Origin of the sequence: Streptomyces sp. P9-2, assembly GCF_051903975.1 — a bacterium.
Classification (GTDB): Bacteria; Actinomycetota; Actinomycetes; order Streptomycetales; family Streptomycetaceae; genus Streptomyces; species Streptomyces cellulosae.
Genome location: NZ_CP192633.1, coordinates 3,544,612 through 3,558,947 on the forward strand (window position 1 = coordinate 3,544,612; position 14,336 = coordinate 3,558,947).

A 14,336-nucleotide genomic window follows, 5' to 3' on the forward strand; every position below is an offset into this window, starting at 1 on the left:
CGCCCGTCGGTCCCGTTCACAGCTTGCCGCCCCGCCCGCCGCCCCGCCGGGGCGGCGCGATGAGCGTCGACAGATACGGCAACGGCGTCCCGTCCATCTCCGCCGCCGACCGCACGGACTCCTCCGGCAGCCCCAGCGCGGACCCCCACACGGCGTCGTCGAGCCGCCCGGTCTCCCGCAGCACCTCCGCGACCTCACCGGCCTGCCGCCCGAACTTGTACGCGACGACCGTGCCGGGCCCGGCCAGTGCCTCCTTGAGCACGGCACTCCCGGCGGTGACCGGCACCAGCGTCAACGGCTCGGTCCCCTCGGTCAGCACGGCCCCGGACCGGGCGGCGAGGTCCTGCATGGCGGTGATCCCGGGCACGGTCTCGACCACCACCCCCGGCACGAGCTCACCGACGGTCTGCGCGAGATAGGTGAACGTCGAATAGACGTTGGGGTCCCCGATGGTCGCGAACGCCACAGAGCGGCGCTCCCGCAGCATCCCGGCGACCCGCTGGCCTGCGGCGTCCCAGGCGGCCTCCCGCCGCGCCCGGTCCGTCCGCTCGTTCAGCGCGAACACCACCCGGACGACCTTCTCGGCGGGCACGTAGTGCAGCACGGTCGCCTCGGCCCGCCCCCGCTCACCCGTGTCCATCACGGGCACGACGACGACATCGGCGGCCCGGAGCGCGTTGACCCCCTTGACGGTCACCAGTTCCGGGTCCCCGGGCCCGACGCCCACCCCGATCAGCCTGCTGCTCATGACGTCCGGCACCTCTCCACGAACCGACGGGCGACACCGGGCGCCGACGCCCAGTGGGTGTGCAGATAACTGGCGTGCACGCCGCCCACGACGAACCCCTCGATCCGCCGCTCGGGCACACGCACTCCCCACGCGGGGGAGCTTCCGGCCCCCGGCTCGACGACGGTCCGATGAAACTCGTGCCCCCGCATGCGCGTCCCGGCCGCCGCCAGCACGCTGTCGTTCACGGCGACGGCATCCCGATACCCGAGCGTCAACCGCTCCGACATCCGAGCGGACGCGTCCAGCACGCCGCACATGGGCATCCCGTCCAACTCCCGGCACAGATACAGCAACCCGGCACACTCGGCGGCAACGGGAGCGCCACTCGCGGCCAGCTCGGCGATCTGCTTGCGCAGGCTCTCGTTGGCGGACAGCTCGGAGGCGTACACCTCGGGAAAACCCCCACCGATGACGACCCCGGAGGTCCCCTCGGGCAACTCCTCGTCGCGGAGGGGGTCGAAGGTGACGACCTCCGCTCCTGCGGCCGTCAACAACTCGGCATGCTCGGCATAGGAAAAGGAGAACGCGGCTCCACCGGCGAGGGCGACGACCGGCATTGTCAGCCCGTCCGGCGTTTGAGGACGAGGCCCGCCAGGGCCGGCAGGGGGGTCTGGGGGCGCAGCCCCCAGGGACGGGAAGGGAAGGGGCGGCGGGGGAGAAGAAACAAGCGCCTCATCCGCATCCCAAGCCGCACCGACGAGAGGCCCCGCACTGGAAGCGAGGGCGACAAGCCCGGCCAGATCACACCCCTCGGCGACCATCGCCCCCATCGCGTCAACGGCGGCAACGGCGTCAGCCGCCCGCTCAGCCACAGGCACCAACCCAAGATGCCGAGACGGAGTCTCCACCCGAGCCCCCCGCCGCAACACCCCCAGCACAGGAACCCCGACAGCCTCCAACGCCTCCCGCAGCAGACCCTCATGCCGCTCCGACCCGACCTTGTTGAGAATCACCCCCCCGACCCGCACCTCAGGATCAAAGCTCACGAACCCGTGCACCAGCGCCGCCACCGACCGAGCCTGCGCCGACGCGTCGACCACCAGCACCACCGGCGCCCGCAGCACCTTCGCGACCTGCGCGGTGGACGCCAGCTCCCCCTCCCCGGCGGCCCCGTCGAACAGCCCCATCACGCCCTCGACGACGGCGATGTCACACCCCCGTGCGCCGTGCGCGAACAACGGGGCCACCAGTTCGGCCCCGCACAGGTACGCGTCGAGGTTCCGCCCCACCCGCCCCGTGGCGAGCGCGTGATAGCCGGGGTCGATGTAGTCGGGCCCGACCTTGTGCGGCGACACGGCCGTCCCGCGCGCGGACAGGGCGGCCATCAACCCCGTGGCGACGGTGGTCTTCCCGCTCCCCGAGGAGGGCGCGGCGACGACCAGCCGGGGAACGGAGCCGGCGGAGCCCACCCCCGTCACCACTCGATCCCCCTCTGCCCCTTCTGCCCGACGTCCATCGGATGCTTCACCTTGGACATGTCGGTCACCAGATCCGCGAAATCGACCAGCTCGGCCGGCGCGTTACGCCCCGTGATCACCACATGCTGCGTCCCCGGCCGCTCCCGCAGCACGGACACGACCTCGGCGGTGTCCACCCACCCCCAGTGCATCGGGTAGGCGAACTCGTCCAGCACGTACAGCTTGTACGTCTCGGCGGCGAGGTCCCGCTTGACCTGCTCCCAGCCCTCGCGGGCCTTCTCCTCGTTGTCCATCTGCGCGTCGCGCTGCACCCAGGACCAGCCCTCGCCCATCTTGTGCCAGGCGACGGACCCGCCCTCACCGGAATCCCCGAGCACCCGCAGCGCCCGCTCCTCGCCGACCTTCCACTTCGCCGACTTGACGAACTGGAACACCCCGACCGGCCACCCCTGGTTCCAGGCGCGCAACGCCAGCCCGAACGCGGCGGTCGACTTGCCCTTGCCGACGCCCGTGTGCACCACGACCAGCGGCCGGTTCCTCCGCTGCCGCGTCGTCAGACCGTCGTCCGGCACGACACTCGGCTGTCCCTTGGGCACTACGCGGCCCTCCTCTGCACGTCCTTCACCAGACCGGCGATCGAGTCGGCCCGCAGCTCGTCCAGCGTCACGGCGGTCCCGCCCAGCTCATCCGCGAGCTGCCCGGCGAGCCCGAGCCGCACCGGCCCCGACTCGCAGTCCACGACCACGGAGGCGATGCCCTCCGCCGCGAACAGCCGCGCCGCACGCGAGGCCAGTGCGACCGGCTCGGGCCCACCGGTCGCCCGTCCGTCCGTCACCACCACGACCAGCGCCCGGCGCGCGGGATCCCGCAGCCGCTCCACCCGCAGCACGTCGTGCGCCTTGAGCAGCCCCGCCGCCAGCGGGGTGCGTCCGCCGGTCGGCAGCGACTCCAGCCGGGCCGCCGCCGCGTCCACCGACGAGGTGGGCGGCAGCGCGACATCGGCCGCCGACCCCCGGAAGGTCACCAGACCCACCTTGTCGCGCCGCTGATAGGCGTCCAGCAGCAGCGACAGCACGGCGCCCTTCACGGCGCTCATCCGCTGCCGCGCGGCCATCGACCCGGAGGCGTCCACGACGAACAGCACGAGGTTGCCCTCGCGGCCCTCCCTGGTCGCCTGCCGCAGATCGTCCCGGCGCACGACGAGCCCCCGCCCCGAGCGCCCCCGTGCCCGCTGATGCGGAGCCGCCGCCTGGACGGTCGCCGCCAGGTGCAGCTTGGTGAGCGCGCCCTGGGGCCGGCGCGCCCCCGTCGTCCGCCCGTGCTCGGTCCGCGCCCGCGACCGCCGCCCGGCGGCCCCCTCACCGATGCCGGGGACGCTCAGCGCCTTGGTACGGAAGGGCTCCGCCGCCCGCACGGGGGACTGCTCCCCGGCCCCACCGGGCGCGGGCTCACCCTCACCCTCCTCGGGCCGGGCGCCGGCGTCGGCGCCGTCACCCGCGGGACCCTCGTCCGGCTCCGGCCGCCCACCGCCCCCACCGGGGCCGCCGCCGTCCCCGTCCGGGCCGGGGTCGTCGTCCCCGGAGGAGTCGGAGAACTCCTCCAGCGTCTGATCGAGCTTGTCCTCGTCCAGCCCCGGCGCGTCGAAGGGATTGCGCCGCCGCCGGTGGGGGAGGGCCAGCAGCGCCGCCTGCCGCACATCCTCGGCGAGTACGTCCGTCCGCCCCGCCCAGGCCGCCAGAGCGGTCGCCGTACGCGCCATCACGATGTCGGCCCGCATCCCGTCGACCTCGAATGCACTGCACACCGTGGCGATCTGCCGCAGCGCAGAGTCACCGAGGCGCACCCGCGGCAACAACGTGCGTGCGGCGACGATCCGTTGCCGTACGGCGGTCTCCTCGTCGCCCCAAGAGGCGGCGAAGGCGGCCGGATCGTCGTCGTACGCCAGACGCCGTCGGACGACCTCCACCCGCTGGTCGGGCTCGCGGGAGGCGGCCACCTCGACGGTCAGCCCGAACCGGTCCAGCAACTGGGGCCGCAGTTCGCCTTCCTCGGGGTTCATGGTCCCGACGAGCAGAAAGCGGGCGGCATGCCGTACGGAGACACCCTCGCGCTCGATGTACGAGGCGCCCATGGCGGCAGCGTCGAGCAACAGGTCGACCAAGTGGTCGTGCAGCAAGTTGACTTCGTCGACGTAGAGGATTCCCCGGTGTGCGGCGGCCAGCAGTCCCGGCTCGAACGCCTTCACGCCCTCGGCCAGCGCCCGTTCGATGTCGAGTGCGCCGACCAGCCGGTCCTCGGAGGCGCCTACGGGGAGTTCGACCATGCGGGCGGGCCGCGACATGGCAACACCCGGCTCGTGCGGCGCGTCGGGACAGGTCGGGTCAGGGGCAATCGGGTCGCAGGAGAAACGGCACCCGGGTACGACACCAATCTCTGGGAGCAGCGTGGCCAGAGCGCGTACGGCGGTGCTTTTCGCGGTCCCCTTCTCGCCACGCACAAGGACGCCACCGACGGCTGGACTCACAGCGTTGAGAAGCAGCGCCAGACGCAGGTCGTCCTGGCCGACGACGGCTGTGAACGGATAGGGGGTGCTCACGCGGTGATCACTCCTTCGAGTGGTTGGTGCGATGACTGCGCGACGGGTGCAAGGTTGGATGCCAGGCTGAGGTTCTGCTCCTCGCACGCGCGGGGGTGGTCCTGCGGCACAGGTCGCTGCGATCTGACGCAGAGCGTGCTCCCCGCACCTGCGGGGAATTCCCGGGAGATCACCCGTCTCCCTCCAGATCTCCCTCAAGCTCGAGGTAGGTCGCCCGGAGCCGGTCCAGGGTCTCCTGGTCCGGCTCCGCCCACAGCCCCCGGTCCGCCGCCTCCAGGAGCCGTTCCGTGATGCCGCGCAGCGCCCACGGGTTGGACTTCTTCATGAAGTCCCGGTTCTCCGGCGAGAACACGTACTCCGCGCTGAGCTTCTCGTACATCCAGTCGTCCACGACCCCGGCCGTGGCGTCGTAGCCGAACAGGTAGTCCACGGTGGCCGCCATCTCGAAGGCGCCCTTGTAGCCGTGCCGGCGCATCGCCGCCATCCAGCGCGGGTTCACCACCCGCGCCCGGAACACCCGGTGCGTCTCCTCGCCCAGCGTGCGCGTCTTCACCTGGTCCGGGGTCGCCGAGTCACCGACGTACGCCTCGGGGGAGGCCCCCGTCAGGTGCCGGACCATGGCGACCATGCCGCCGTGGTACTGGAAGTAGTCGTCCGCGTCGACGAGATCGTGCTCTCTCGTGTCCACGTTCTTCGCCGCCACCGCGATCCGCCGGAACGCCGTCTCCATGTCGCCGCGCGCCGCGCGCCCGTCGAGCCCGCGGCCGTAGGCGTAGCCGCCCCAGACCGCGTACACCTCGGCGAGGTCCGCGTCGGAGCGCCAGTTCCGGGCGTCGATCAGCGGCAGCAGCCCCGCCCCGTACGCCCCCGGCTTGGAGCCGAAGATGCGCGCGGTGGCCCGCCGGCGGTCGCCGTGCTCGGCGGTGTCCTCGTCGGCGTGCGCCTTGACGAAGTTCTGCGACGCGGGCTCGTCCAGCTCGGCCACCGCCCGTACCGCGTCGTCGATCAGCCCCACGACGTGCGGGAACGCGTCCCGGAAGAAGCCGGAGATGCGGACCGTGACGTCGATGCGGGGCCGGCCCAGCTCCTCCAGGGGGACGACCTCGAAGCCGGTCACGCGCCGGGACGCGTCGTCCCACACCGGGCGGCAGCCCAGCAGCGCCAGGATCTCGGCGATGTCGTCGCCCTGGGTGCGCATCGCCGACGTGCCCCACACCGTCAGGCCGACGGACGTCGGGTAGGCGCCCGTGTCCTGCAGATACCGCTGCACCAGCGAGTCCGCAAGCGACTGCCCGACCTCCCAACTCAGGCGCGAGGGAATCGCCTTGGGGTCGACAGAGTAGAAGTTGCGGCCGGTCGGAAGGACGTTGACCAGTCCGCGCGTCGGCGATCCCGACGGGCCCGCCGGGACGTACCCGCCGTCCAGCGCGCGCAGGATGTGCCCGATCTCGTCCGTCGTCCGTTCCAGCCGGGGTACGACCTCGTCGCACGCGAACCGCAACACGGCTACCGCGTCCGGGAGTTCGGTGCCCAGCACGTCCCGCACCAGGCCCGGCACCGCGTCCGCCGCCCAGCCGCGTTCCTCCATGCCCTCCGCGAGCCGCCGGCACAGCTGCTCCAGGAGGTCGATCGCGTCGGCGGCCGTGCGGGAGGGGCCGTCGGCCAGGTCCGTCAGCTCCACCGGCGCCTTCACCGGGGCGCCGGGCTCGGCCAGCAGCTCCTTCTCCACCAGCCCGAAGTGCGCGGCGAGGCAGGCCCGCAGGCCCGGCAGGGCGTTCGCCCGCCCGCCCCACACCTGGGAGGCGCGCAGCACCGCCAGCACCAGGTTCACGCGCGGCTCACCTACCGGGCCGCCGCCCAGGATGTGCAGACCGTCGCGGATCTGCACGTCCTTGATCTCGCACAGATAGCCGTCGATGTGCATCACGAACTCGTCGAACGCGTCGTCGTCCGGCTGGTCGTCGACATGCAGGTCGTGGTGCAGCTCGGCGGCCTTCACCAGCGTCCAGATCTGCGCCCGCACCGCCGGGGCCTTCGCCGGGTCCAGGTCGCTGACCAGCGCGTACTCGTCGAGCAGCTGCTCCAGCTTGGCGAGGTCGCCGTAGGTGTCGGCGCGGGCCATCGGCGGCACCAGGTGGTCGACGACCGTGGCGTGGCCGCGCCGCTTGGCCTGGGTGCCCTCGCCGGGGTCGTTCACGATGAACGGGTACACCAGCGGCAGGTCGCCCAGCACCGCGTCCGGGGCGCAGCCCGCGCTCAGCCCGAGGCCCTTGCCGGGCAGCCACTCCATCGTGCCGTGCTTGCCCATGTGGACGACCGCGTCGGCGCCGAAGCCCCCCTCCGACGGTGCGGCCTCCAGCCAGCGGTAGGCGGCCAGGTAGTGGTGCGAGGGCGGCATGTCGGGGTCGTGGTAGATCGCGATGGGGTTCTCGCCGAAGCCACGCGGCGGCTGGATCATCACGACGACGTTCCCGAACCGCAGCGACGCCAGCACGATGTCGTCCCCGTCGACGTACAGGGAGCCCGGCGGCTCGCCCCACGCCTCGGTCATCGCGTCCCGCAGTTCGGGGTCGAGTTTCTCGAACCACGCCCGGTAGTCGGCCAGCGGCACCCGTGCGGGGGCGGCGGCCAGCTGGTCCTCCGTCAGCCACTCGACGTCGTGCCCGCCCGCCTCGATCAGCCGGTGGATCAGCTCGTCGCCCTCGGACGGATGCCCCTCGACGGCGTACCCGGCGTCCCTGAGCGCGTCGAGTACGCGCACCGCCGACGCGGGCGTGTCCAGGCCGACCGCGTTGCCGACGCGCGAGTGCTTTGTCGGGTAGGCGGTGAAGACCAGCGCCAGCTTCTTCTCGGCGTTCGGCTTGTGCCGCAGAGCAGCGTGCCGTACGGCGATCCCGGCGACCCGCGCGGCGCGCTCGGGGTCGGCGACGTACACCGGCACGTCGTCCTGGCCCTGCTCCTTGAAGGAGAACGGCACGGTGATCAGCCGGCCGTCGAACTCGGGGATGGCGACCTGCATGGCCGCGTCCATGGGGGAGAGGGCCGCGTCGGACTCCTCCCAGGCGGCCCGTGAGGTGGTGAGGCACAGGCCTTGCAGCACGGGGACGTTCAGCTCGGCGAGCGCGCCGACGTCCCAGGCCTCCTCCTCGCCGCCCGCCGACGCCTGCGAGGCGTGGCTGCCGCCGGCCGCGAGCACGGTGGCGACCAGCGCGTCCGCCCGGCCCAGCAGCGCGTACAGCTCCGGGTCGGCGCCGCGCAGGGAACCGCAGTACACGGGAAGCGCGTTGGCGCCGCGTGCCTCGATCGCGTCGCACAGGGTGTCCACGAACGCGGTGTTGCCGCTGAGTTCGTGGGCGCGGTAGAAGAGCACCCCGACGGTCGGGCGTCCCGGCTGCTCGACCCTTGAGCCGTGCACGCCGAACTCCGGCATCCTGCGGGGCTGTTCGAAGCCCTCGCCGGTCAGCAGCACGGTGTCCGACAGGAAGCGCGCCAGCTCGGCGAGGTTCTCCGGGCCGCCCTCGACGAGGTAGCGCAGCGCCTCGGCCACCACGCCCGCCGGGACGCTCGACTCGGCCATCAGCTCCGCGTCCGGCACGCTCTCCCCGCCGAGCAGCACCGTGGGGACGCCGGACGCCTTCAGCGCGGCCAGGCCGTCCTCCCAGGCGCGCTTGCCGCCGAGCAGCCGCACCACGGCCAGGTCGGCGCCGTCGAGCAGCGCGGGCAGTTCCTCCGCGACGTCGACGCGGGTGGGGTTGCCGATGCGGTAGCCGGCGCCGGAGGCCCGGGCCGCCAGCAGGTCCGTGTCGGCGGTCGACAACAACAACACAGTGCTCATGCGGGCGCTCCCGGTGGAATGAAGGGCAGTCCTCGTGGCGCGCCGGACTCGATGAGCCGCCACAGCGCGTCCGTGTCCGCGTGCTGTTCGATCAGGTCGCCGAGCCGGTCGAGCTGCTCCTCGCGCAGCGCGGCGAAGGAGGTGTCGGGGGCCGGCACGAAACGGCGTCCCGCGCGCTCGGCGACCGCGCGCAGGAACGCCCGCCGGAACCCGTCCGACTCCAGCGCCCCGTGCCAGTGCGTGCCCCACGTGCCGCCGACCCGGCAGCCGTCCAGGAAGGCGTCTCCGCCGTTGACGTCGGCGATCCCGTGGTGGATCTCGTAGCCCTCGACGCGCTCGCCGAGGGCCTCGCCGACGGGGCGGGCCAGGGTCTTCTCGCGGGCGAACCGCACCCGGACGGGCAGCACGCCGAGCCCGTCCACATGTCCCGCGCGGCTCTCCACGTCGTCCTCGATGTGCTCGCCGAGCAGCTGGAAGCCGCCGCAGATGCCCAGCACCGGCCGGCCCTCGGCGGCCCGCCGCACCAGCGCGTCCGCGAGACCCCGCTCGCGCAGCCAGCGCAGCGCCTTCACGGTGCCGCGGGTGCCGGGCACCACCACCAGGTCGGCATCGGCGAGTTCGTCCGGCCGGTCCACGAACCGCACCACGACGCCCGGTTCGGCGGCCAGCGCGTCGACGTCGGTGAAGTTGGACATCAGCGGCACCGCGCACACCGCGACCCGCAGCACCTCCTCGCCGGCCGGCGCGGCCACCTCGGACTCCCGCACGGCGCCGCGCAGGGAGACGCGCAGCCCGTCCTCCTCGTCGATGCCGAGCCCGTGCCGGAACGGCAGCACGCCGTAGGTGCGCCGCCCGGTGAGGCCGTGCAGCATCTCCAGGCCCGGCTCCAGCAGGGAGACGTCCCCGCGGAACTTGTTCACCAGGAACCCGGCGACCAGCTGCTGGTCCTCGGGGGAGAGCAGGGCGACCGTGCCGAAGAAGGAGGCGAAGACGCCGCCCCGGTCGATGTCCCCGACGACCAGCACGGGCAGCCGGGCGCCCCGCGCGATCCCCATGTTCACGATGTCGGTGCGGCGCAGGTTGATCTCGGCGGGGCTTCCGGCGCCCTCGCAGATCACCGCGTCGTACGCGGCGCGCAGCTGCTCCAGGCAGCCCAGGACCGTGCCGAGAAGCTTCTCCTGGCGGCCGCCGTGGTAGCCGCGGGCGCTCATCTCGCCGACCGGGCGGCCCATCAGCACCACCTGGCTGGACCGGTCGCCGCCCGGCTTCAGCAGCACCGGGTTCATCAGCGCCGTCGGCTCCACCCGGCACGCCTGCGCCTGCATGGCCTGCGCGCGGCCGATCTCGGCGCCCTCGCGGGTGACGAACGAGTTCAGCGACATGTTCTGCGCCTTGAACGGCGCGACCCTCACCCCCTGGCGCACCAGCCACCGGCAGATTCCGGCGGTGACCACGCTCTTGCCTGCGTCCGAGGTGGTCCCGGCGACCAGCAGTCCGCGACCGCTCACTGGGCACGTCCCTTCAGCACGCGCCGCGCGGCCACCCCGGCCGCCAGCGCCAGCCAGCCGACGCGCCGCGACAGGCGCACCGCCCGGTCGATGTCGGTGACGGCGACGGGGCGTCCGCCGCCGTTGAGGACGGGCCGGTGCTCGACCCGCCCGCCGTAGGAGAGGGTTCCGCCGAGCCGCACGCCGAGCGCGCCCGCGAAGGACGCCTCCACGGGACCGGCGTTGGGGCTGGGGTGCTTCGCCGCGTCCGCGCGCCAGGCCCGTACCGCCCCGCGCCGGTCGGGACCGGTGAGCGCGGCGAGGACGGCCGTCAGGCGCGCGCCCGGCCAGCCGGCGACGTCGTCGAGCCGGGCGGACGCCCAGCCGTAGCGGAGGTACCGGGGCGACCTGTGACCCACCATCGCGTCCAGGGTGTTGACGGCCCGGAAGCCCACCAGGCCCGGCACCCCGGCGACCGCGCCCCACACCAGGGCGCCCACCACGGCGTCGGAGGTGTTCTCGGCGACGGACTCCACCACGGCGCGGGCGATTCCGTCGGCGTCCAGCGCCTGCGGGTCACGGCCGCACAGGTGCGGCAGCCGCGCGCGGGCGGCCTCGACGTCCCCGTCCTGGAGCGCCCGCCCGACGGCGCGCGCCTCCCGGGCCAGCGAGGTCCCGCCGACGACGGCCCAGGTGGCGACGCCGGTCAGGGCGACGGAGGCGGCGGGGGAACGGCGTACGGCGCGGGCGGCCAGGCCGGCGAGCGTGACGGCGCCGCCGACGCACACGGCGGTGTGCACGGCCCCGCGGCCACGGTCGTCCCGCCACAGCACCCGCTCCACGGCAGCCGCGGCCCGCCCGAAAGCGGCGACCGGGTGACCGCGGCGGGGATCGCCGAGCAGCAGGTCGCCGAGGAGGCCGGCGGCGGCGCCGTACGCGAACACGCGATCGGCACCCATGGGTTCAGCCGGTGACGGATCCGGAGGGTACGGCCCCGAAGGGGGGTGGGGTGTCGCTGGTCGACCTCGGCAGGCTGCCGCGCATGGCGATATGTCCTCACTCAGGGTGTCCGCGCCCTGGTTCGACGAGACCGGCGGCGAGAGTTCCTGGCTCCCGGGGTTCGCACCCCGGTGACAGTGGCGGGACCGCGCCGGATTCGCACCGGCTTCCTCTCCTGCCGCCGTATTGGCGGAGGCAGTCCACCATGCCCCTGGAAGGGCCGTCAACTTGCCTTTGACCTGCGGGGCTGAAGTGTGCCGAGGCCCACAGAGGGGCTCACGTGGGTGAACGCCGTGAGCGGCCCGTGGACGCGCGCGCACGTCCGGCACGGGCGGGGACACGGCGACGGGCGGGACGGGAGCCGCTGCTCCCGTCCCGCCCGCTCACGCGTGCGGCCCGTCGGTCAGGCCATGATCAGGTAGATGCCGTAGCCCACGGCCGCCGCGCAGGTGGCGAAGCAGGCGTAGGCGCCGGTGACCGCGAGGGCCGCGGACCGGCCCTCGGCGGACGCCCGCTCGCGGCGGGACAGACCCGAGATGCCGAGGGTGAACAGGGCCACCAGGGCCACGGTGACCACGAGGCTGACGCCGAACACGGAGCCGAGGGCCGCCCAGTCGATCTTCATGCTGCTACTTCCTTCGTGCCGGACGCGGTCAGACGGTCGAGGCGGCCGACGGGGCCTGCGGGTCGGCGGTGGCCGGGGCCGGGATGGTGGCCGACAGTTCCTCGGAGGGGCCGGCCGGGGGCGGGGTCACGGCGGCGATCGCCTGGGTGACCACACCGGCGGGCTCCTCGGAGGCGGCCTCGGGGGTGTCGTGGTCGTTGACGTTGGTGTGGTCGACGACCTCGCGCCGGGAGATCTTCCAGATGGCCGCGCTGGAGGCGACCAGGAAGACGGCCACGACGGCGGTGCCCCAGCTGCCGAAGCCGCACACCCACTCGGCGATCGCCGCGACCAGCGCGGCGGCCGGCAGGGTCAGGCCCCAGGCGACGAACATCCGGGTGGCCGTGGACCAGCGGACCACGCCGCCCTTGCGGCCGAGGCCCGCGCCCATGACGGAACCGGACACGGAGTGCGTCGTGGAGAGGGAGAAGCCCAGGTGCGAGGAGGCCAGGATGACCGTCGCGGCGCTGGTCTGGGCGGCGAAGCCCTGCTGCGGCTGGAGGTCGGTCAGGCCCTTGCCCATGGTGCGGATGATGCGCCAGCCGCCCAGGTAGGTGCCGAGGGCGATGGCGAGACCCGCGGAGAGGATGACCCACATCGGCGGGTCGGAGTCGGGGGCTACGGCGCCGCCGGCGACCAGGGCGAGGGTGATGATGCCCATCGTCTTCTGCGCGTCGTTGGTGCCGTGGGCCAGGGAGACCAGGCCGGCCGAGGCGATCTGCCCGGCGCGGTAGCCCTTCTCGGAGGCCTTGGTGTCGGCGCCGCGGCCCATGCGGTACGTGAGCCGGGTCGCGAACATCGCGGCGATGCCGGCCACCAGCGGGGCGGCGATCGCGGGGAGCAGGACCTTGGTGACCAGCACGTCGCCGTGGACCGCGCCGAAGCCGGCGGAGGCGACCGTGGCGCCGATCAGACCGCCCATGAGGGCGTGCGACGAGCTGGACGGCAGGCCGACCAGCCAGGTGAGGAGGTTCCAGAGGATCGCGCCGACCAACGCGGCGAAGATGACCTCGGGACGGATGCCGGCCTCGTCGACGAGGCCTTTGGAGATCGTGTTGGCGACCTCCACCGAAAGGAATGCGCCGACAAGGTTCAGCACGGCGGACATGGCCACCGCGACCTTGGGCTTGAGCGCACCGGTCGAAATGGTCGTTGCCATCGCGTTCGCGGTGTCGTGGAAACCGTTCGTGAAATCGAACGCGAGTGCGGTTACCACCACAATCGCGAGGATCAGCGAGAAGCTTTCCATTTACCCAGGCAATCGTTCGAGGTCATTGGCTGGTCGAACGTAGGTAACCAGGGTGAACGGAAGATGAACTGGAACGGGCATCGGGGTGACCGTAAGAGGGGGTGTGCGCTCCGCCGTCCGGCCCAGGCGGCCTGGGCTCCTGGCAGGATCTCCACATGGCCGAACAGTACGGGACAGGACAGGAAGCGGAGGGCGCTCTGCGTGGCGTCCCGGGCACGCGCGGTGAGGGCTCTCCGGGGCCCGGCGAAGGGGTGGCGGAGGCCTGGTCGGAGCTGGTCGGGACGGCCCGCAGGACCGTCGCCGACGGCCTCGTCGTCGGCACCTCGGGCAACGTCTCCGTACGGGTCGGGAACACCGTCCTCGTGACCCCCACGGGCGTCCCCTACGACCGGCTCACCCCGGACGACGTGACGGGCGTGGACCTCACGGGCCGGCAGGTGCTCGGCACGCTGGTCCCGACCAGCGAACTGCCCCTCCACCTGGCCGTCTACCGCGCCACCGACGCGCGCGCCGTCGTCCACACGCACGCCGTGCACGCCACCGCCGTCTCCACGCTCGTCGACGAACTTCCGGCGATCCACTACATGACCGCGGCCCTCGGCGGCCCCGTCCGCGTGGCCCGCTACGCCACCTACGGCACCCCGGAACTGGCCGAGAACACCCTCCACGCCCTCGAAGGCCGCACCGGCTGTCTGATGCGCAACCACGGCACCCTCACGTACGGCGCCGGCCTCGCCCAGGCGTACGACCGCACGGCCCAGCTGGAGTGGATGTGCCGCGTCTGGCTCACGGCCTCCTCGGTCCCGGGCCTGACCCCGGCCCTGCTCAGCCCGGAACAGCTCGCGGAGGCGGGGGAGCGGTTGCGGGGGTACGGGCAGCGGGGGTGAGGGGGTGTCGGCCTGGCGGCCGGTAGGGGAACGCCCTGGGGCCCGGGGTGTCCGGGCGGGGCTGCCCGCCGGCCGGGGAGTGGGGTGGGCGGGGTCGCGCTGCGGGTGGCGGTGCTGGTGGTGTGGCGGGTGCGGGACACCGCCCGGGCGACCCTGCCAGGCCGCTCGGCCCGTCGGGAGAGAGCCGCACCGACCGGTGGAGCGTCGTAGGGCGTCTGTACTCGGGCGGCTCCGCGTGCCGCCTCGGACGCCCGCTTTCCCGTCCGGCCGGCGGCCTGGCGTCTCGGACAGCGAGGAGGCTCCGTCGACCGAGGGCCGTCCGCCCACGGGTGTCATGTCCGCCTCGGGAACGCCACCGGGCCCGGGTGATGCACTCGGCCGACCGCTCACCCGGCCGACCGCTCACGCGGG

10 protein-coding genes and 1 riboswitch are annotated in these 14,336 nt (G+C 73.4%); of the genes, 1 reads left to right on the plus strand and 9 read right to left on the minus strand.

What is annotated here, in order from left to right:
* Positions 1–16: 16 nt before the first annotated feature.
* From cobI to ACQY0Z_RS16255, 9 genes are all read right to left on the minus strand, one after another.
* Positions 17–748 (minus strand): precorrin-2 C(20)-methyltransferase, encoded by a 732-nt coding sequence (gene cobI, locus ACQY0Z_RS16215; protein WP_189899632.1) that lies wholly within the window; start codon positions 746–748, stop codon positions 17–19.
* On the minus strand, positions 745–2,208 hold the full coding sequence (locus ACQY0Z_RS16220) for a cobyrinate a,c-diamide synthase (RefSeq protein WP_439813364.1): 1,464 nt from the start codon (positions 2,206–2,208) through the stop codon (positions 745–747). Before ACQY0Z_RS16220 ends, cobI begins: the two co-directional genes overlap by 4 nt.
* On the minus strand, positions 2,205–2,804 hold the full coding sequence (gene cobO, locus ACQY0Z_RS16225) for a cob(I)yrinic acid a,c-diamide adenosyltransferase (protein ID WP_189899634.1): 600 nt from the start codon (positions 2,802–2,804) through the stop codon (positions 2,205–2,207). The genes ACQY0Z_RS16220 and cobO overlap by 4 nt, the downstream gene beginning before the upstream one ends.
* Positions 2,804–4,804, minus strand: coding sequence for a putative cobaltochelatase (locus ACQY0Z_RS16230; RefSeq protein ID WP_189899636.1), 2,001 nt, complete (start codon positions 4,802–4,804; stop codon positions 2,804–2,806). Before ACQY0Z_RS16230 ends, cobO begins: the two co-directional genes overlap by 1 nt.
* Positions 4,805–4,973: 169 nt before the next feature.
* Positions 4,974–8,639, minus strand: a complete 3,666-nt coding sequence (gene cobN / locus ACQY0Z_RS16235; protein WP_189899638.1) for a cobaltochelatase subunit CobN — start codon at positions 8,637–8,639, stop codon at positions 4,974–4,976.
* The gene (locus tag ACQY0Z_RS16240) at positions 8,636–10,147 is read right to left on the minus strand and encodes a cobyric acid synthase (RefSeq protein WP_254587595.1); all 1,512 of its coding nucleotides are present in this window, start codon (positions 10,145–10,147) and stop codon (positions 8,636–8,638) included. Before ACQY0Z_RS16240 ends, cobN begins: the two co-directional genes overlap by 4 nt.
* The gene (locus ACQY0Z_RS16245) at positions 10,144–11,085 is read right to left on the minus strand and encodes a cobalamin biosynthesis protein (protein ID WP_189899641.1); all 942 of its coding nucleotides are present in this window, start codon (positions 11,083–11,085) and stop codon (positions 10,144–10,146) included. Before ACQY0Z_RS16245 ends, ACQY0Z_RS16240 begins: the two co-directional genes overlap by 4 nt.
* 119 nt (positions 11,086–11,204) lie before the next feature.
* Positions 11,205–11,345: riboswitch (cobalamin riboswitch) on the minus strand.
* Positions 11,346–11,528: 183 nt separating this feature from the next.
* On the minus strand, positions 11,529–11,750 hold the full coding sequence (locus tag ACQY0Z_RS16250; protein WP_189899643.1) for a hypothetical protein: 222 nt from the start codon (positions 11,748–11,750) through the stop codon (positions 11,529–11,531).
* A 28-nt stretch (positions 11,751–11,778) separates the two neighbouring features.
* The gene (locus ACQY0Z_RS16255; protein WP_189899645.1) at positions 11,779–13,038 is read right to left on the minus strand and encodes an inorganic phosphate transporter; all 1,260 of its coding nucleotides are present in this window, start codon (positions 13,036–13,038) and stop codon (positions 11,779–11,781) included.
* A gap of 155 nt (positions 13,039–13,193) precedes the next feature.
* Here ACQY0Z_RS16255 and ACQY0Z_RS16260 point away from each other — a divergent pair, with 155 nt between their 5' ends.
* Positions 13,194–13,925, plus strand: a complete 732-nt coding sequence (locus tag ACQY0Z_RS16260) for a class II aldolase/adducin family protein (RefSeq protein ID WP_254587594.1) — start codon at positions 13,194–13,196, stop codon at positions 13,923–13,925.
* Positions 13,926–14,336 lie beyond the last annotated feature (411 nt).